The organism is Niabella yanshanensis, from assembly GCF_034424215.1.
GTDB classification, from domain to species: Bacteria; Bacteroidota; Bacteroidia; order Chitinophagales; family Chitinophagaceae; genus Niabella; species Niabella yanshanensis.
This window is the reverse complement of the sequence record NZ_CP139960.1, coordinates 4189618-4208653: the sequence shown is the minus strand read 5'-3', so window position 1 is coordinate 4208653 and position 19036 is coordinate 4189618. Positions and strand designations below refer to the sequence as shown.

At 42.2% G+C, this 19036-nt stretch carries 21 protein-coding genes; 15 read left to right on the top strand and 6 right to left on the bottom strand.

What is annotated here, in order from left to right; all coding sequences use genetic code 11:
- Positions 1-3: 3 nt before the first annotated feature.
- The 9 genes from U0035_RS17515 (at position 4) to U0035_RS17475 (ending at position 7221) form a co-directional block, all read left to right on the top strand.
- On the top strand, positions 4-774 hold the full coding sequence (locus U0035_RS17515) for an AMP nucleosidase (protein ID WP_114791742.1): 771 nt from the start codon (positions 4-6) through the stop codon (positions 772-774).
- Between the two features lie 58 nt (positions 775-832).
- The gene (locus U0035_RS17510) at positions 833-1219 is read left to right on the top strand and encodes a hypothetical protein (protein ID WP_114791743.1); all 387 of its coding nucleotides are present in this window, start codon (positions 833-835) and stop codon (positions 1217-1219) included.
- Between the two features lie 40 nt (positions 1220-1259).
- A complete protein-coding gene (locus U0035_RS17505) occupies positions 1260-1649 on the top strand; it encodes a hypothetical protein (protein ID WP_114791744.1) in 390 nt (129 codons plus the stop codon).
- The gene (locus U0035_RS17500) at positions 1650-3350 is read left to right on the top strand and encodes an ABC transporter ATP-binding protein (RefSeq protein ID WP_114791745.1); all 1701 of its coding nucleotides are present in this window, start codon (positions 1650-1652) and stop codon (positions 3348-3350) included.
- Between the two features lie 210 nt (positions 3351-3560).
- Complete coding sequence (gene queA / locus U0035_RS17495) at positions 3561-4610, top strand: tRNA preQ1(34) S-adenosylmethionine ribosyltransferase-isomerase QueA (RefSeq protein ID WP_114791746.1); 1050 nt, start codon at positions 3561-3563, stop codon at positions 4608-4610.
- A gap of 236 nt (positions 4611-4846) precedes the next feature.
- On the top strand, positions 4847-5452 hold the full coding sequence (locus U0035_RS17490) for a hypothetical protein (RefSeq protein WP_114791747.1): 606 nt from the start codon (positions 4847-4849) through the stop codon (positions 5450-5452).
- 36 nt (positions 5453-5488) lie between these two features.
- Positions 5489-5596, top strand: coding sequence for an S-adenosylmethionine:tRNA ribosyltransferase-isomerase (locus tag U0035_RS17485; protein WP_245957761.1), 108 nt, complete (start codon positions 5489-5491; stop codon positions 5594-5596).
- A gap of 179 nt (positions 5597-5775) precedes the next feature.
- Complete coding sequence (locus U0035_RS17480; protein WP_114791748.1) at positions 5776-6357, top strand: dihydrofolate reductase family protein; 582 nt, start codon at positions 5776-5778, stop codon at positions 6355-6357.
- Positions 6358-6468: 111 nt separating this feature from the next.
- Positions 6469-7221 carry a maleylpyruvate isomerase N-terminal domain-containing protein gene (locus U0035_RS17475; protein WP_211316475.1) on the top strand — a complete coding sequence of 251 codons (753 nt, stop codon included), beginning with the start codon at positions 6469-6471 and terminating at the stop codon, positions 7219-7221.
- Positions 7222-7227: 6 nt separating this feature from the next.
- Here U0035_RS17475 and U0035_RS17470 read toward each other — a convergent pair whose 3' ends face one another.
- From U0035_RS17470 to U0035_RS17460, 3 genes are all read right to left on the bottom strand, one after another.
- Positions 7228-7779, bottom strand: coding sequence for a hypothetical protein (locus U0035_RS17470; RefSeq protein ID WP_114791749.1), 552 nt, complete (start codon positions 7777-7779; stop codon positions 7228-7230).
- Between the two features lie 90 nt (positions 7780-7869).
- Positions 7870-8535, bottom strand: coding sequence for a YiiX/YebB-like N1pC/P60 family cysteine hydrolase (locus U0035_RS17465; protein WP_162817926.1), 666 nt, complete (start codon positions 8533-8535; stop codon positions 7870-7872).
- Positions 8501-9481: a PhoH family protein gene (locus tag U0035_RS17460; protein ID WP_114791751.1), complete on the bottom strand. Its 981-nt coding sequence runs from the start codon at positions 9479-9481 to the stop codon at positions 8501-8503. Before U0035_RS17460 ends, U0035_RS17465 begins: the two co-directional genes overlap by 35 nt.
- Positions 9482-9695: 214 nt before the next feature.
- Here U0035_RS17460 and U0035_RS17455 point away from each other — a divergent pair, with 214 nt between their 5' ends.
- Positions 9696-12149, top strand: a complete 2454-nt coding sequence (locus tag U0035_RS17455) for a DUF5686 and carboxypeptidase regulatory-like domain-containing protein (protein ID WP_114791752.1) — start codon at positions 9696-9698, stop codon at positions 12147-12149.
- Between the two features lie 24 nt (positions 12150-12173).
- Here the strand turns inward: U0035_RS17455 and rpe are convergent, their stop codons facing one another.
- Complete coding sequence (gene rpe / locus U0035_RS17450) at positions 12174-12821, bottom strand: ribulose-phosphate 3-epimerase (RefSeq protein ID WP_114791753.1); 648 nt, start codon at positions 12819-12821, stop codon at positions 12174-12176.
- A 99-nt stretch (positions 12822-12920) separates the two neighbouring features.
- Between rpe and U0035_RS17445 the strand changes: the two genes are divergently transcribed.
- The 3 genes from U0035_RS17445 to U0035_RS17435 all read left to right on the top strand — a co-directional run bounded on the left by U0035_RS17445 (position 12921) and on the right by U0035_RS17435 (position 14763).
- Complete coding sequence (locus tag U0035_RS17445) at positions 12921-13379, top strand: hypothetical protein (RefSeq protein WP_114791754.1); 459 nt, start codon at positions 12921-12923, stop codon at positions 13377-13379.
- A 182-nt stretch (positions 13380-13561) separates the two neighbouring features.
- Complete coding sequence (locus U0035_RS17440; protein ID WP_114793349.1) at positions 13562-13954, top strand: transposase; 393 nt, start codon at positions 13562-13564, stop codon at positions 13952-13954.
- 11 nt (positions 13955-13965) lie between these two features.
- Complete coding sequence (locus tag U0035_RS17435; protein ID WP_162818026.1) at positions 13966-14763, top strand: IS3 family transposase; 798 nt, start codon at positions 13966-13968, stop codon at positions 14761-14763.
- A 162-nt stretch (positions 14764-14925) separates the two neighbouring features.
- On the opposite strand, the gene U0035_RS17430 is transcribed toward U0035_RS17435, so the two are convergent.
- Together U0035_RS17430 and U0035_RS17425 are read right to left on the bottom strand one after the other, a co-directional pair.
- Positions 14926-15420 carry a metallophosphoesterase family protein gene (locus U0035_RS17430; protein WP_114792476.1) on the bottom strand — a complete coding sequence of 165 codons (495 nt, stop codon included), beginning with the start codon at positions 15418-15420 and terminating at the stop codon, positions 14926-14928.
- A gap of 76 nt (positions 15421-15496) precedes the next feature.
- Complete coding sequence (locus U0035_RS17425; RefSeq protein WP_114792475.1) at positions 15497-16486, bottom strand: zinc dependent phospholipase C family protein; 990 nt, start codon at positions 16484-16486, stop codon at positions 15497-15499.
- Between the two features lie 186 nt (positions 16487-16672).
- On the opposite strand from U0035_RS17425, the gene U0035_RS17420 reads away from it, so the two are divergent.
- Both U0035_RS17420 and U0035_RS17415 read left to right on the top strand, forming a co-directional pair.
- Positions 16673-17608 carry an ABC transporter ATP-binding protein gene (locus tag U0035_RS17420; protein ID WP_114792474.1) on the top strand — a complete coding sequence of 312 codons (936 nt, stop codon included), beginning with the start codon at positions 16673-16675 and terminating at the stop codon, positions 17606-17608.
- A 16-nt stretch (positions 17609-17624) separates the two neighbouring features.
- The gene (locus tag U0035_RS17415) at positions 17625-18899 is read left to right on the top strand and encodes an ABC transporter permease (RefSeq protein WP_114792473.1); all 1275 of its coding nucleotides are present in this window, start codon (positions 17625-17627) and stop codon (positions 18897-18899) included.
- The last annotated feature ends 137 nt before the right edge of the window (positions 18900-19036 follow it).

Sequence of the window (19036 nt, the reverse complement as noted above, 5' to 3'; positions counted from 1 at the left end):
TATATGAAGACAAAACAGGAAATTGTAGAAAACTGGCTGCCACGCTACACAGGAGAAAGCCTTAAAAATTTTGGAAAGTATGTGTTATTAACCAATTTCAGCAACTATGTAAAAATGTTTGCCGATTGGAATGATGTACCCATTGTAGGTGAAGGGAAGCCCATGCAATGTGCTACCGCAGAAAATATTACCATTATTAATTTTGGAATGGGTAGCCCTACAGCGGCTACGGTAATGGACCTCCTATCTGCTATTGAGCCGGAAGCGGTGCTCTTTCTGGGAAAATGCGGTGGCTTGAAAAAACGTAATAAGGTAGGAGATTTGATTTTGCCTATTGCTGCCATACGCGGCGAGGGTACTTCGAGCGATTATTTTCCACCGGAAGTACCTGCATTGCCGGCATTCGCCCTTCAAAAAGCAGTAAGTACCACCATCAGGGAGGCGAATACCGATTACTGGACCGGCACGGTTTATACTACCAACCGCCGTGTTTGGGAACATGATGAGCCTTTTAAAGAATACCTGCAAAAAGTAAGAGCCTATGCCATCGACATGGAAACGGCCACTATTTTCAGCGTGGGCTTCTATAACAAGATACCGACGGGGGCACTGCTCCTGGTAAGTGATTCACCTATGATCCCTGAAGGGGTTAAAACAGAAGAGAGCGACAAAAAGGTGACCGCCGATTATGTAGAAAATCACTTAAAAATAGGTATACAATCGCTACGGCAATTGATTGAAAACAGGCAAACCATCAGGCATTTAAGATTTTAAGCGATTATTGTTGCAGGCAGCCGGATTTATGCGTTGTAATAAAGCAAAATCACTTTCTATGTATTACAAAGCTTTTGTGGCGTCACTGCTGTTACTCGTTACCCTTTGTGCATTCAGATGCGATAAGGACAGGGATTATATCGGGGACGATATATATACCGCCGAGATAAAGAGTATCAATAGTTGTGCAAGGTACTATGCCTGTGTGATTACTAATGGAGATATCGATCCGGATTTAGTAGATAACAGTTGGAAACACGATGGTAATACTTATCAAAAAGCTTTTATGGTACGCAATAACTGCGATTTCACTTCTGGTATTCGCGAAGGCGAGTCTTTCCGATTCAGGATTGTAAAGAAACCGGTGAAGAATGATTGTATCATTTGTAATATTGCCATAACAGGAACTCCATCCAAAAGCTTAAACATTGAAGTGGAACCATAAAACCTGCACGGTTTATGCAGCAATTGATTAAAAATTCTATATGAAATTCTATTTATTTGCAACCATCTTGTTGGCAATTGTTACTTCCTGTAGTAACAAAACTACGCCGGTAAGCCACAATAACGGAAAAATGAAAGCCCGCTTTGAGGTTTCGGGAATCTGTTCTAACTATACTTTCAGCCTCATTGAAGGGAACAAGGATACCTCACTGGTGCAAGCCAGCTGGACCAACCCGCAAACGGACAGCACTTATACCAATGCATTTGGCGTCAAAAACCCCTGCGATCTGCCTGAAGGACTTAAGGTTGGCGATGAATTTTATTTTGAACTGGATAACGATCGTCCCAACCGCTGTATGGTATGCATGGCATACTACCCCACCCCTGCTAAAAAATTAAACATAAAAGTATTGGAGGTGGTAAAAAAGTAAATGGCCGCGCCGCTGCTCTCTATAAAAAACCTTTCCATTAGCTTTATTAATGAAGAAAACGTTAATAAAGCACTTCAGCATGTCTCCTTCGACGTAAACCCAGGCGAAATTGTTGCGTTGGTAGGAGAAAGCGGATCGGGCAAATCTGTAACTTCCTTATCCATTCTCAGGCTGCTCCCCTCACCACCTGCCGTAGTTAATAACGGGCAGATCCTTTTTTGTAAAAAGGGGCGGCATCCATCTGATTTATTGCGTATTACTGACAAAGAGCTCCGTCAGATCAGAGGGAATCAAATATCGATGATCTTCCAGGAGCCGATGACATCGCTCAACCCTGTTTTCACCTGTGGTCAACAGGTGGCCGAAGCTCTACTCCACCACAAAAAAATCAGTAAGGAGCAGGCAAAACTGGAGACACTTGAATGGTTCGAAAAAGTAAAGCTTCCCGATCCTGAAAGTATCTATAAGCGTTACCCGCACCAACTCAGCGGGGGACAAAAACAAAGAGTGATGATTGCATTGGCCATGTGTTGCAGGCCCTCTTTGCTGATATGCGACGAACCTACTACGGCGCTGGATGTAACCGTACAAAAAAATGTGCTGGAGCTTATTAAGGAACTCCAGCGCGAAACGGGCATGGGTGTTATATTCATCACGCATGACCTGGGTGTAGTAGCCCAGATTGCTGATAGGGCCATAGTAATGTACCGGGGCAGCATCATTGAAGAAGGTTTGGTAAAAGACATTTTTTCCAATCCTCAACAACCTTATACAAAAGCGCTGATCGCATGCCGGCCCGTTAATCATCAACGGGGAAACCGGTTACCGGTGGTAGCTGATTTTTTAGACCCGGATAAAAAGCAGCATCCTGATATTCCCCTTTCTCACGGGAATAAGCAGATCCTTCCTGCAAACAAATTGATAACCGTACGCAATGTATCAGTTCACTACATACAAAAAAAGAACTGGCTGGGACAACCCGTCAGCTATACGAAAGCAGTGGATGACGTTAGCTTTGATGTGTATGAAAACGAAACACTGGGCATTGTAGGCGAAAGCGGCTGCGGCAAAACGACTTTGGGCCGGACACTATTACAATTGATTCCCGCAACCAAAGGCACCGTCCTCTACAAAAACGAGGATCTGGCTTCGTACGCCACTTCGCGGCTAAGAACGCTCAGGCAGCAATTGCAGATTATTTTTCAGGACCCTTACTCCTCTTTAAATCCCCGTAAAAAAATAGGAGCAGCTATAGAAGAACCACTATCAGTACATGGTCTTATTAAATCTGCTACAGACCGGAAAAAAAAGGTTGTAGAATTACTTCAAAAAGTAGGACTTCTGCCGGAGCACTACAGCCGGTATCCGCACGAGTTTAGCGGCGGGCAACGTCAGCGGATCGTTATAGCCCGTGCATTAGCTTTACAGCCGTCTTTTATCATTTGCGATGAATCTGTATCGGCATTAGACGTAAGCGTACAGGCCCAGGTATTAAACCTGCTTAACGACCTGAAGAAAGAATTTGGTTTTACCATCGTGTTTATAAGCCATGACCTGAGCGTAGTGCGTTATATCAGCGACCGGATTATTGTTATGAATAAAGGAAAAATAGAAGAAATGGGCGCTGCTGATGATATTTACGGAAATCCCCAAACAGCCTATACTCAGCGACTAATTAATGCCATACCGAAAGTAAGTTAAGGCTATATACAACATTTGGATAATGTAGCAAAATAAATTACCGGGTATACTCAAAATTTATTACCTTTGCACCCACAAAATCGAAAACCGGTGCCGTAAGACCGGGGCTCGGCAGCACAAAAATACCTGATACTCAGGTGTTTTTTACTACCTGTCTCCGCTTCAATCCGCCGTTTTATTGGTTTTCAAACCTTAAAAAGAATTCTCTACATGAAGCTTTCACAATTTCAATTCGACCTTCCGCTTAACCTTATCGCCCAACACCCAGCAAAGAAAAGAGAGGATGCCCGTATGATGGTGGTTCATCGCCATACAGGAGAAATCGAAAACAAGCATTTCCGCGACATCCTGGACTATTTTGACGATAAGGACGCCTTTGTGGTAAATAATACGAAAGTATTTCCTGCCCGTATGTACGGACGCAAGGAAAAAACCGGTGCCAAGATCGAAGTATTTTTATTACGTGAACTGAACAGGCCTAACCGTCTTTGGGACGTAATTGTGGACCCCGCAAGAAAAATACGTGTAGGTAATAAATTATATTTTGGAGACAATGAAGAACTGGTAGCAGAAGTTATCGACAATACTACCAGCCGTGGCCGTACTATTAAATTTTTATGGGAAGGTGATGAAGAGAGCTTCCGTGCACAACTGGAAGTATTAGGTGAAACACCACTTCCCAAATACATCAAACGCAAGCCAGACGAGGATGATAAAGAGCGTTACCAGACCGTTTACGCTAAACACGAAGGTGCGGTAGCTGCGCCAACAGCAGGCTTACACTTTAGCCGTGAGCTGATCAAACGCCTGGAGATCAAAGGTGTTCGTTTCGCTGAAATTACATTACATACAGGCTTAGGCACATTCCGTCCTATCGAGGTAGAAGACCTGAGCAAACATAAAATGGATGCTGAATACTTCCGCATTGAAGAGCAGGCCTGCAAAATTGTAAATAAGGCTAAAGAAACCGGTCATCGCATCTGCTCTATCGGTACCACTACCATGCGTGCAATGGAGTCTTCTTTCACCGCTCAAAAAATGTTAAAGCCTTCAGAAGGATGGACGAATATGTTTATTCACCCTCCTTATGAGTTTAATATTGCCGATTCACTGGTTACCAATTTCCATTTGCCTAAAACCAGCCTGATGATCATGACCAGTGCTTTTGCAGGTTATGACCTGGCCGTAGAAGCTTATAAAAAAGCTATTAAAGACAAGTACAGGTTCTTTAGCTATGGCGACGCTTTACTGATACTGTAAGCAACCAATTTCGTTTTATATCGATGGCCGCCAGTAATGACGGCCATTTTTATTAGATGACCAACTGACGCAACATAGCCCACCTTTTTTGTGTCACTCACTTGTACTGAAGTGCAGGTAGCAGCGTAATTTTATTTCGGAGTATTGCTTTATGGAAAATCAGCAGTATCGCGTCTTTATATAAACGATGATTCACAGATAGTAATCAAACTGCTATTACTAAAATTTCTGCGATAATGAAAACATCCATTTTCTCCCTGCTTCTAACAGCTGGCGTATTAACAACGACACTTCACGCCATAAGCCAGTCAACCACCTCCGGGCAAAATATACCGCCATGGATAGGTATATCCGTTGGTTCTGCGAAAAAAGGTGCTTCCCTGGATTTAATGAAAGAGTACGCTGCTATTGTAGGAAAATATGGCACAACCGGTGAGCTTTGGTGGATAAAATTTGAGGAAAACATTTCAAAGGCTGACCAGAGACGTCTTGAGCAAATTTTCAAACAGATGAGCGTCACCCAACAATCGAAGCAAAAGGTTGCATTTATTATACCACCTCCCTCCTTAAAAAAAATTGTACCTACCCATGCACAATTAAATGAATGGAAAAATGATAAGACCTATGGATTATGGATTGACGGAAAAAGAACTAAAAATGCGGCTCTTGAGCGTTATGTACATACGGCCTTCGCACATGTAACAGTTAGCAAACTCTACGGAGCTGCAAAACAAAATAAAAGTTACTCCTACCAGGTCAATCTAATGACAAACGAATATTATCGCAATCACAACGAACAAATTATACCAAAAAATGAAACCAAAATGGTCTTCAGATCTTGACATATTTCAAAGCAGTAGCCTACTTTTCTCATCATCATGACCAGTGCTTTTACAGGTTATGACCTGGCCGTAGAAGCTTATAAAAAAGCTATTAAAGACAAGTATCGGTTCTTTAGCTATGGCGACGCTTTACTGATACTGTAAGCAACCAATTTCGTTCTATATCGATGGCCGCCAGTAATGACGGCCATTTTGTTTTAGCCCACCAAAATAAATGGACGGTAATATCCGGTAACGCTATCATAAACTTCCTGATATAGCATTACGCATATGGTTTGTATGTAAATTTGGAATAACAAATAGCCATTCTAAAATAGAATATCATGCGAAAATTAATCTCTTTTGTACATATATCCCTCGACGGCTTTGTAGCAGGACCTAATGGCGAAATGGATTGGATTCAGGTCAACCAGGATATCTTCGATCACGTGGGTAAACGGATCAGCAAGGGCAATACGGCACTATATGGAAGAACTACCTTTCAGATGATGGAAAGCTACTGGCCTACAGCCGCCGATCAGCCCAATGCATCCAAACACGATATCGAACATTCACAATGGTACAGTAAAGTTCATAAAGTGGTTTTATCGAAAACACTCAGCGAATCGAAATGGAGCAATACCACAATTATCAGTGACCATCTTTTCGAAAAGATCAATGAAATAAAACAACCGGAAGGAGAAGACATACTTGTTTTTGGCAGTCCCACGGCAACTCATTCATTAATGCAACTGCAGCTGATAGACGGCTATTGGCTGTTTGTCAATCCTGTTGTCCTGGGTAAGGGCATTCCGTTGTTTGCCAACATTCAAGAGCCTGTAAAACTCAAACTATTGTCTACCCAACAATTCACATGCGGAGTAACCGAGTTGAATTATATAGCAGAAAGCCGGCAATCTAAATAATTTAACAGACTGGAAGTGAATGAAAGAGGTAGTTAAAATAAAGACACTTGAATTATTCCCGGTCCTGGACAGCATGCTCATCGGGCTTTTGGAATCGCTGACCGAGGCCGAATGGAATACCCCACTGTTGCCAGGCTCTGGAAAGTAAAAGATGTAGCAGCCCACCTGCTGGACGGCAATTTGAGGGGTCTCTCCATTTCAAGGGATCATTATTTTGGCGAACCGGCCAGTAATATCAATTCGTACCAGGACCTTGTTTCTTTTTTAAATCAATTGAATATGACCTGGACCCGGGCTACCCAAAGGCTGAGCCCCCGGGTATTAATTGAACTTTTGGCGGTTACAGGTCAACAATATACAGCGCATCTCGGGGAGCTTAATCCTTTTGAGAACGCAATATTCCCCGTAGCCTGGGCCGGACAGGAAGCCTCACCCAACTGGTTTCATATTGCCAGGGAATACACCGAGAAATTCCTGCATCAGCAACAAATAAGAGATGCAGTAAATAAAGAAGGTCTTATGACAAAGGAATTATATTACCCATTCCTGGATACATTCATGTATGCCCTTCCTTATACGTTCAGAAACATTGAAGCAACAGAAAACACAACCGTAACCGTCATTATATCCACCAATATTGGTGGTCAATGGAATATAACCAAAACGGCTGCTGGATGGGTCTTGAACAGGGATCATCATAACAACAATCAAACACCTCACTCGGAGGTAACTATTGATCCTGATACGGCATGGAAATTATTCTCTAAAAGCTGGACCCCGGAGCAGGTGGCTGCTAAGGTCGAAATAACAGGTGATAAAACATTAGGTGAGCAGGTTTTGAAAATGGTATCGGTTATGGCTTAGTCAGTGCTATCTTAAATTGGCCAGTTGAGCGTAATCCTCTTCGAGGATCTTTTTGAGCCCCGTGATCGATCTTTTTTGCTGTAAACCGTAAAGCCAGGTACCCAATGAGGCTAAAAGCCCCCCTACCCACACAATTTTCGATAATAAAAAGGCGTCGAAATAGAATACCGCGCACACTCCAATAGAACAAAACGCAACACCCTCTATTCCTTCAGTTATATTAGTTGGAGCATCAATCAGGTGGTCTATGTATAAGGTTTTAACCCTGTACCAACTGTTACAAATAAAGTGGAGAATTTCTTCATCGGCTTCCATGTGCCTTACTTCATCTACTACTTCTCCGTATGTCTTTCCTTCCGAAAACAATCGCTGGGTCTCATTGAATACCTTACGCCATTTATCTTCCATTGCCTGATCAGCCATCTCTGTCAGTAAGCCTATATCTGGTTCATACTTCGACAAGATATTTACCACGCGGGGATGAGATTTCCCCTGTTCAAACAAATAGTTAGCCGCGTAATACAATTGTATCTTGCGTTGGGTCCAATCGGAATACATATCCATCAAATTTATACAATCATCGAAATAGAGCAATCCGCTTTCCTTTAAATTCCGCAAATCAATATGCAGTACTGATGCCTGGTGTAACTAAAAATCAATAACACATATCTTACTTGCCCATTCATTCAAATACAGGTCATCAATAGCAACGTACATAACTTCTTTATCTTTCGGCAACAACTTGCGCAGGCTATCATTTTTTGCTGCATTCAATCCCTTAAACACAAATTCGCTACAATACATCTGATCATCGGTTTGAAAGTTGAAGAAGAGATCGAAAGGCAATCTCTTGTCATAATGCTCCAGCATCCAGCTACTCAGTATCCGGCTCTCCTTATCATTTAAGGGATACCTGAACACCGCGATCTTATCAATAGCTTCATCGCCGCAAAAGTCCCTTAGCGTTTGGCGCAAAAGCTTTTGAGAGGGGTTATAACTCCCTCCTAATGCGTGGTACACAAACACAGTATCCTGTTCAACCTGTATCAGTCCGCAATGAGAGTAGGTTTTATCTTTCCTGTTGAAATTACGTGCAGCCTCACTCACTTCATCGTTGCCATTTCTTACAATCACATCCCCGCTTTTTGTAAGTGCCTGAATATTTTCTACAGCATTATCTAAGTTGGGCTTTTTACCGGTGTTGCAAGCCAGTATACCAAAAAGAAAAAGGCATCCGCCTAAACGGATACCTCTGAAGGTAAAATGGATTCTACCTTTATTACTTCGACTCTTCTCTTTCTGTGCTCCTTTCATGCTCCGCATTGTACGCCTTGATAATGGCTTTAACCAAACGGTGCCTTACCACATCTTCCTCATCCAGTTCAATGTAGCCGATACCCGGAATATTACGCAGGATGCGCGCCGCGGTTTTTAAACCACTACGCTGGTTCTTAGGTAAATCTACCTGTGTCATATCACCGGTGATGATGGCTTTAGCATTAGCGCCGATACGCGTTAAAAACATTTTAAGCTGTAAATCGGTAGCATTCTGTGCCTCATCTAGGATAATAAAGGCATTATCGAGTGTTCGTCCACGCATGTACGCCAGGGGCGCTATTTCTATCGTTCGCGTGGTCATAAAATATCCCAGCTTATCGGCGGGTATCATATCATCCAGCGCGTCGTATAGCGGCCTCAGGTAAGGATCAATTTTTTCTTTCAAATCGCCGGGCAAAAAACCCAGGCTTTCGCCAGCTTCTACTGCCGGCCTGGTTAAAATGATCTTCTTTACCTGTTTGTTCTTTAATGCACGTACAGCTAAAGCCACAGCCGTGTAGGTTTTACCGGTACCGGCAGGACCGATAGCAAAAACGACATCGTTCTTTTCGGCTTCCTGTACCAGTTTTTTCTGATTGGCGGTTCTTGCCCTTACGCTTTTACCATTAGGACCAAACACCAATACTTCATTCGGATTACGCTCCATGAAGTTATCAATCACTTCAACATCGTCGCCACCCAAAATCTGGTCGAAATAATTATTACTCATACTGCCATTTCTTTCCAGGTAGGAAATAGCCAGTTTAATTTTTTCCGTAGCCGCCTTTATTTGTTCGGGCGCACCGCTTAGTTTTATTTGCGTACCACGTGAAAGAACTTTAAGTAAAGGAAATTTCTTTTTAAGGATGTCGAGCTTTGCATTGTTAACGCCAAAAAAATCCAATGGGTTAACTGTTTCGAGGTTAATAATTGTTTCTGTCAAATCGGATATAGTTTATCATTAAGGCTCCCGGCGAGGGGCGAACCGGCTTATTTTTCGTCGTTCTGAGCATCTTTACAAAACGCCTGCCCTTCTGTCTCAAATATACTTTTCTTCAATCAAAAGAACCGCATTTAACTTATCAACAAATGTGGATTTTGTTAAATCTTCTTTAATTGGGAAATACTTATAACATGGTCATAACAGTTTTGCAGCAATGAAGTTCATACTGCTTATACCTTTAACAATTCTATGCCATCAGGCCAATGCGCAATACCGGCTGGCAGGAACCATCACCAATAAAAGAATGGAGCCATTGGCTTTTGCCAGCCTGCAGTTAAAAGGCCGTCCAACAGGCATACTTTCGAAAGAAGACGGGAGCTATAGCATTGATTTAAATAGTGGTATATATGAATTGATTATATCTATGATCGGCTATCACACCAAAACGGTTAAAGTAGTTATCAATAAGCAAAATGTTATCCACCCCATTATTTTGGAAGAAGCTGACAATAGCTTGTCTTCGATAACTATCAGAGCCAGAACCAAAGACCGGGCGGAGGATTATATCAGGCAGGTGATCAGGCATAAAGATGATTTGCAGGCTGCACCAGGTGCCTATAGCTGTAATATCTATATCAAAGCTGTGCAGGAAGATTCAATAACGCCCAAAGCAATTAAAAAGAAACCTGTCAAAGACTCGCTCATCAAAAAGAATCCACCGCCTCCATTATCGATGAGCGAAATATACCTGCGTCTTGATTACGAAAATGCTGCCCGTTATAAAGAAGAGCGAACCGGTGTAACCCGCAGAGGCAACACCACTAACCTGTTTTATTTATCCACTACACAAGGACGTTTTAACTTCTATGACAACCTCGTTAAAGTACCGGCACTTTCAGTTACTCCGTTTCTCTCCCCCGTTAGCTACAGCGGCTTAATAGCCTATAAATTCAAAACCTTAAAAACGGAAAAGCGAGGCAGTTATAACGTATATACTATCGGAGTAAAACCGACCAGCTTAAGCAATGCTACGGTATCCGGCGAAATTGTTATATATGATAGCGCCTGGGTAATATTAAGTACCAGGTTGTCTTTTCCCTCCTATCATTTACCCGAATACGATTTTTTTGAAGTAGCACAACAATACGAATTAGTGAATAACCTGGCATGGATGCTAAGCAAACAGACCTTCACTTATCATTCTAATACCAGGCGTCGCAAAGCTTCGGGAAACACCACTGTAACCTACCGGGACTACGAATTGAATAAATCCTTTGACAGGAAATATTTTGGCCCGGAGCTGAGCGCAGCCACGCGGGATGCCTATCATCGCGATAGCATCTTCTGGGCATCTGTAAGAACAGAGCCACTTACCGATAAAGAAATGAGGCTGATTCAATATACCGATAGCGTAAATGTTGTAACCCGCAGTAAAGCTTACCTGGACTCGATTGATCAAAAAACCAATAAGGCTGACTGGAAAAAGATATTTTACAAAGGTCAAATATTAAGCTATCATGAAAAAGGCGTGCGTTACAGCTTACCGGCTATAGCATCTACCATCGCTTTTGGCTTTGGAGGATTTAGAACCCAGTTACCTTTTTCTTTTTATAAAACCGACAGCCTTAGACGAACCACCTGGCTTCACACGAATCTTAGCTATGGCTATCTGAATAAAGACATTAACGGGCGCATCCAGCTATCCAGGAGATACAACACTTTTAACCAGGGCAGTTACACCCTTGGAGTGTCGAGGGATTTTGCAGCCATTTTTTCGGGTGATGCCTGGATCAATCAGCTCAAACGCAGCAATTATTACCTCGACAATGCGTTAAGTGCCGGCTGGTCCCGCGAACTGATCAACGGCCTTTACATTAAAACCAGTGCAAGCATGGCTTTACGCAGGAGTCTGGCAGGTTATAAAACTTACAGCTTTGTCGACTCGGCCTTTCAGAAAGTACTTTTAGAACCCACAGGTGCTGCTCCTTCCTTTGACGCTTACAATGCACTCTATGCAGATATAGAGCTTAGTTACACCCCGCTACAGCCTTATATAAGAGAGCCTTTAGAGAAAATTATACTGGAGCCTAATTGGCCTACCTTTTATATGAAATGGAGAAAAGGTATTCCGCGACTATTCGGCAGCCAGGTTAATTTTGATTACAACGAACTAGGCATACGGCAACAATTTAGAATGGGACTAATAGGAAATGCCCAGTATAATATCAAAACCGGCAGCTTTTTGAATACAAAAGACCTGAGACTGGTAGACTATAAATGGCAGCGCAGGGGGGATCCTATTTTATTTATGAACCCGATAGAAGCATTTCAATCCATGGACTCCACTTTCGCCACATTCAAAAGATTTTATGAGGGCCATTATTTTCATGAGTTCAACGGAGCCATCCTTAATAAAATACCTGTATTCAAAAAACTGGGACTGAGGGAGGTTGCCGGTGCAGGATTTTTAATAGCGCCTGAAAGAAGCCTCAGGTATGTGGAAGCCTTCGCGGGAGTTGAACGCATATTCAAGTTACCTTTTCAAAATTTCCAGAAAATAAAACTAGGCGTTTATGCATCCAGCGCGTTTGCCAACCAGTTCCAGGCACCCCTTCAATTTAAAATAGGGATCACCAGCTGGGATACCTTCGGCAATAAATGGAGGTAATTTACAATGAGTACATCGTGGTTGTTACAAAGACTTCAGTTTTTCAACAGCAGCTATGGGGTCTGTAGCCCTGAAAACAGTACTGCCTGCCACCAACACATCGGCTCCTGCGTCAATAATCTCCTTTGCGTTCTCAATTGTTACACCACCATCGATCTCTATCAATACATCCAGGTTACGCTCCCGGATCATTTGCTTGAGTTGCTTAATTTTCTCCAGGGTATATGCTATAAACTTCTGTCCACCAAAACCAGGATTTACGCTCATCAGGTTTACAATACTCACCTCATGCAGAATATCGCTCAATAAAGAAACAGGTGTATGCGGGTTCACAGCTACTCCGGCTTTCATGCCTAATGCTTTGATCTGTGTAATATCCTGGTGCAGCATCGGGCAGGCTTCAATATGAATCGTTAAATGGTCGGCCCCCGCATTCTTGAACTGCTCAGCATAACGTGCCGGCTGCTCAATCATCAAATGCACATCACAGGGTTTATTTACTACCTTTCGAACAAACTCAATCACCATCGGGCCAAAGCTAATATTGGGAACAAACATACCGTCCATTACATCCAGGTGCAACCAATCTGCCGCGCTGTTATTAACCATTTCACACTCTGCCTGTAGTTTTAAAAAATCAGCAGCCAATAAAGAAGGGGCAATTAAAGCCATAGTTTACTATTTAAGTGCTGCAAAGTAAATGTTTTAAGCGTTAAGCCCATAGTAAATCCGTAACAATTGCCTATTTTCGTTCTCACAAATCTCGAAGCTATGCAAACCGGATTACTACATTTACACAGCTTTTTACGCTGGGCCATCGTGCTTTTATTTTTAGTTGCCATTTTCAAAAGTCTTGGCGCGGGCAATAAACCCTTTACCAAAGGCCACGCTACCGCCGGCTTATTATTAATGATTTGTTGCGATGTCAACCTGTTAATCGGATTAGTACAATGGTTTACCGGTACTTTCGGATTGAAGCTTTTTCAACAAATGCCCATGGGGGACATCATGAAAGCCCCTGTTTATCGCTTCTTTGCAGTAGAGCATCTTTTAGGAATGCTTATAGCCATAGCTTTAGTTCATGTAGGCAAATCCTTTGCTAAAAAGAATATTCCCGATGCTACCAAACATCGTAAAACCGTTCTGTTTTACGCCATTGCGTTTATTATCATGCTGGCTTCCATTCCATGGCCATTCAGAGAGGTAGGCCAAGGACGAGGATGGTTTTAGTAGAGGTTATTAGGGGATAGTTAGTAGGGGTTCTGATAAGAGGACAGCGGTTGGTTGACTGTTGACAGTGACTTAAGGTGGTAGGTAAGCTAAAAATAATTAGGGAGTCCTAATCGCATTTTCCATTCTCCTATGTCTTGTCCTGGTATAGGTTGACAGTTTTTATATTAAAAAACTGACAGATGACGAAGATATCCATTAGAGAACAGGTTCGGTATAGTATTAGCTTTAAGCAAAAAGTTGTCAGAGAAGTGGAGAAAGGGTTATCAGTAGAGTCTGTTCGCAGGCGGTATAATATCGGCGGGGGCAGTACTATTCAAAATTGGATCAGACAATTTGGTAAACATCATTTATTAAGTAAAGTGTTAAGAGTGGAGACGCTTGAAGAAAAAGACCGTTTAAAAGAATTGGAAGCTGAAGTAAAAAAGCTGAAGCTGGCCTTGGCAGACAGCATGTTGGAGAAGCAAGCTTTGGAAACACTAATCGACATAGTGGATGAGCATTATGATACAGATGTAAAAAAAAATTTCGCACAGCAGTCATCCGCATGTGTGGGGAGAAAGGGCAAAAAGTAAATCGGCTGTGTTTGTACTTTGGTTACAGCCGTTCGGGTTATTATAAATCGCTGAGAACAATTATTCAATCGGATTTAACAGAGGCTGTAGTGGTAGATTTAGTAGGTTCGGTTCGGCGTTATCAGCCGATGATAGGAGGTAAAAAACTGTATTCGTTATTAAAAGCTGATTTGGCAAAACCGGGCAGTAGAGTTGGTCGCGATAAGTTCTTTGATATACTACGCAAGCAGAAGTTGTTGATAAAAAGAAGAAGGAGGTATGTTACTACAACGGATTCTTATCATCGCTTTCGCAAGTATAACAATAAGGTTAAAGATCAATTACTTACAGGACCCGGCCAGGTAATTGTAAGTGATATTACTTATTTGAGGACGTCGAGCGGGTTTGTATACCTGTTTTTGCAAACAGATGCCTGGTCTCGAAAGATCACCGGCTGGCATTTGAGTGAGAGTTTGGGTATTGCTGGAGCACTAAAAGCTCTTGAGATGAGTATCAGGCAGTATCCTTCGACGCTGGGAACGATCCACCATTCCGATCGGGGCATCCAGTATTGTTGTGATGCTTATGTGTCAGCACTACAGGAGGCCGGAATGGAAATTAGCATGACTGAAGAAAATCATTGTTACGAAAATGCACAGGCAGAAAGGGTAAATGGGATATTGAAACAGGAATTTCTTTTAGATAGTGTATTTGCCGATAAGCAGGAAGCATTTAAAGCAGTGAAAGAGGCCATATATACTTATAATTACCGCCGTCCCCATTGGTCTTTAAATTTAAGAATACCTATACAGTTACACAATGCAGCATAGTATGTCAAACCAGGAAGATGCGCTCGCCGCGCGGGCGGTGTAATTCTAAGGTTAACTTTTATTAAATAATGAAATTTGAAACAATATTATTAACAAGAAAAATGTCCACTTTTTTCAGGACATGACACTATTCACCATTCACTATTCTCTACTAGCTATTTACTATTTCTTCCCCAACTCAATCACTTCACAATCCTTAAAATTACTGCCGTCAATGACGAAGCGGATCAGGGTACGCACTTTTTGCCAGCCTTGTTTACCAGCAGCGCCTGGGTTCATATGCAGGCACCGAAGGTCCTCATCGTACATTACTTTTAATATATGGGAATGACCACTGATAAATAGCTGCGGCTTTTCGGCAATAACCTGCTTCTTGGTTTCGGTGTTGTACTTAGGTGGATATCCCCCGATATGCTTCATCATTACCTTCACGTTTTCGATGGTAAAAGTGGCTATTTCACCAAACTGCGAACGGATATCGGCGCCGTCAATATTGCCATACACGCCCCGCAGTGGTTTAAAAGCGTGCAATTGCTCAGCTATACCAACGGTACCAAAGTCACCGGCATGCCAGACCTCGTCACATTTGTCAAAATACTGAAACACCTGTTCATCTAAAAAATTATGCGTATCTGATATAAGGCCAATACGGGTCACAGAAATAAAGTTAATGGGAGACAGAAAGCCAGCCAGTATCTTATATCAAGGTACCAGCATCTATCAGCGATAGGGATTAATCCCTGGTCATTCTCTGGGTAGAGATCAGGATCTTCTTAGCCACCAGCTGATTTTTCAGGAAGGCTTTCTTTTCATTTTTAAAACCGCTTTTATTATAAGGCGTCTTTAATATTTTATTCAGATCAGGACGGCCGGCATTTACCCAGGCCGTGTACCAGAAATCAGCCAGCGCATCTGAAGAGGCTATTAGTTGATCATTAATAGAACTTTTTAAGGCACGGGAATATTCTTTTGCAAAAGCGCTGGTATAAAAACGCCTGTTTTTACCCCACCGAACTTCCCAGCGGTACTTGGTTGAGTCGGTAAAATTCTTCGAAACCTCTTTTTCCTGCGCAAACATCTCCGGCAGTAAGGAGAAAGTATGTTCAATGATCTTCCATATTTCCTGCTCGGGAGACTTAAGGTATTTAGCCTTGTGACGGCTGGTTAATTGATAACCCAGTATCTCAACCTCGGGCACGGTCGTCTCCCATAAGTCGTGAATACCATTTTGCCCGGTAAGCTGGCCGTCGTAATTAATAGAAGTGTGCAGGGGCACATGCGCATCTGCAATATAGTGACTCAGGTCTGCCGCATAAAACACAATGCTGTCTGCATTCTGCGAACGGAAAGCCTCAGTTAATCTACCCATGTATTCAACCACAACATAAGGCAGTGTTCCATATTTATTAAGTGTATCTAAACTATACTTAGCCACCGCATCTTCCAATTTGCGCGGCACAACGGTAAAAGCAGAGTCACCAAAATACTCCATATCCATATAATGCTTACTACCTTCTGACTCATCCTGGTTACGTCTTACATCAGGTCTGGGAGCACCATACACCAACGAGTCTTTGTAGGTGTAGAAAAAAGACTGCATAGACTTAGGTAACTCATAGATAGCCAATTGAGCAATTGTACGATGTACCAGGTACCCCCATCCGGAAACGGACAGAATAATGATGATCAAAAAAGTTGAAAGTGTAAAATATTTTCTGTTCATATACTTGTCGATAAGCTGCAAAGTTGCGGGAAATACCGGATCAATTCACAACTACAACATTAATAAAGCAATAACAATAATAAAATATTGACTTCAAACATGGATCGCTTCCGTTGGTGTAAAATAAAAGCGGTGTAAACTGTAACAATTTATCTTTGAGGGATACGAACTACCAAATAAACAATAATGCCGCTACTTGAAGTAAAAAATCTTAAGAAGTATTTCGCCACACAGAAAGCTGTGGACGACATCAGTTTGAGCATTGAACCCGGCCAGATTTTTGGCCTGCTGGGGCCTAACGGAGCCGGTAAAACCACACTCATAAGAATGATAACGGGCATCTTTTATCCCGATAGCGGTTCTATCATTTTTGATGGCAAACCTTTCGATCCGGCTAATGACATTGCGAAAATCGGCTATATGCCTGAAGAGCGTGGCCTCTATAAGAAAATGAAGATCGGGGAACAAACCCTTTACCTGGCTCAATTAAAGGGGCTTGGCAAAAAAGAAGCCACCGAAAAAATAAAACAATGGTTTGCCCGCTTTGAAATGGAGAGCTGGTGGAATAAAAAAGTGGAAGACCTTTCAAAAGGTATGCAACAAAAACTCCAGTTCGTAACCACCGTTCTTCACAGCCCCAAACTGGTTATACTGGATGAACCTTTTAGTGGCCTGGATCCTGTAAACAGCAACCTGATCAAAGATGAGATCTTTAACCTCGCCAAAAATGGATCTACCATAATATTCAGCACGCATCGCATGGAACAGGTGGAGGAAATTTGCGACCATATCGTTTTAGTGAACCGGGGGCAAAAAATTCTGGACGGCACCGTAGGGCAGGTAAAGCAGGATTTTAAAGAAGATCTGTATAAAATAACGCTTACTGAAAAGGGAGTGTTACCGGAAGATAACGAAGTCTTTTCTATTAAGGGCACCCGCGGTAACAGCATTATTGTTCAGAAAAGAGATGGCAGAAACAATAATGAAATACTGCAATATCTTTTATCAAAGGGAATTTTGATAGAATCTTTTAATGAGATACTACCCAGTCTGAATGAGATATTTATCCGGCAGGTAGAAGGCACTCCATTGGCCCGTCGTTTCCAGGAAATAGATAATTAATATCCAAACACTACTCATGAATAAAACATTTTTAATTATACAACGCGAGTTTCTAACCCGTGTACGGAAGAAAACCTTTATCATATCTACCCTGTTATTCCCGTTACTATACCTTGGGCTGATATTTGGAACCTCTTATATTGGTGCCAACTCGTCTACCAGACTTAAAATTGCCGTAGTTGACTCTTCAGGAAAATTTACATCCGCAAAAATTGCAGAAGCCAATGAGACCGGTAAATCCAATGTGCTCACACTGGTAAAAGATGACCCGAAGAAATTATCTGAGAACTTTGAGACACAGGGGTATGACGGCTATGTGGTTATTCCCGCCAATATCATGGTGGATAAAACTCCGGGAAATATCTCCGTTAAATCCAACCGGACCCTGGGCGCTATTCCGGAAGTACAGTCCAAACTCAACAATATCTGGAATGACATCAAGTACGAGGAATTAGGGATCGATATGCAGAAGCGCGAAACCCTGACTGGCAGTCGTTTAAATGTATCTGCTGAAAACCTGAAGGATAAGAATTCAAATGGCACTTTTGCGATGATCATCGGCTATGCTGCCGGCTTCCTGGTTTATTTTATTTTGCTGATCTATGGTTCCCAGGTAATGATGGGTGTAATGGAGGAAAAAACAAATCGCATTGCCGAGGTAATGGTGTCTTCTGTAAAACCTTTTCAGCTGATGCTAGGCAAAATTGTAGGAATTGCCCTGGTGGCCTTAACCCAGTTCCTCCTATGGATTGCTTTTGTATTTATCATCTTTAACGTGAGTAAGGCTGCTGTTGTTGAAGCTAACCCCGCAATGGGAGAAATGGTGCAGAGCGCTCAAAAAGTATTTACCAGCGTAAACATGGGACTACTGCTCACCTTATTTGCATTTTATTTTTTAAGCGGCTTTTTCTTCTACTCCTCCATTTACGCAGCAGTTGGAAGCGCGGTCAACGAAGACGTAAGGGAAGCGCAGTCACTGTCTTTTCCAATCACCCTTATTATCATTTTCGCAATTTTCATGCTCACAATAGCCATGAAAGACCCTACCAGCCCTGTAGCAGTTTGGACGAGTATTATTCCATTTACGTCGCCTATTGTTATGATGGCCCGTGTAGCATATGGCGTACCGGGTACCGTACCTTACTGGCAACTGGCATTAAGCATGATTTTACTGGTAGCCAGCTTTCTCTTTATGGTATGGTTCGCCGGTAAAATATACCGCACTGGTATATTAATGTATGGAAAGAAGCCTACCTGGAAAGAGATGATCAAATGGGCGCTTAGAAAGTAATATTAAAAACATATTATATATGATATCCGGGGGGGATAGTGCGTGGTCCATGTGCTATCCTCTTTTCATTTAGAAGAACTCATATTCCCCCGACTTACCATTTCCAATTCACAGTTCACCGCTATTTAATCACAATT